Origin of the sequence: Serratia sp. MMO-28 (genome assembly GCF_037199905.1) — a bacterium.
GTDB classification, from domain to species: Bacteria; Pseudomonadota; Gammaproteobacteria; order Enterobacterales; family Enterobacteriaceae; genus Chania; species Chania oryzae.
The window spans coordinates 1-253 of sequence record NZ_JBBCVB010000116.1; the positions used below are offsets into that span (position 1 = coordinate 1).

Annotated in this window: 1 protein-coding gene; it reads right to left on the bottom strand. The window is 60.9% G+C overall.

The window, feature by feature from the left end; all coding sequences use genetic code 11:
- Positions 1-253, bottom strand: a 253-nt coding sequence (locus WG891_RS26795) for a type VI secretion system contractile sheath small subunit (RefSeq protein WP_337265121.1), incomplete at both ends; no start/stop codon positions are given.

Consider the following 253-nt stretch of genomic DNA (forward strand, 5'->3'; position numbering starts at 1 on the left):
CCGCAGTTCGTCGCTCAGCGCTTCATCCTTCAGGATGATTTCAAACTCGCGGCGGAAGGTGGTGTTGTCCAGCAGGTTGGATTTGAGGTCACGCAGCAGGTTGCGCATGGCGAGCATGGCGCGCAGTTGCGGGATTTGGCGAGCCACCTGCTCGGGTTCGAAGTCTTTCATGGCGCTGAAGCTGAGGTTGACGGCGGTGTCGCCGTGGTCATCGGACAGGGTGTCGGGCACGGAGAGAGTGAGCTTGGGGTTG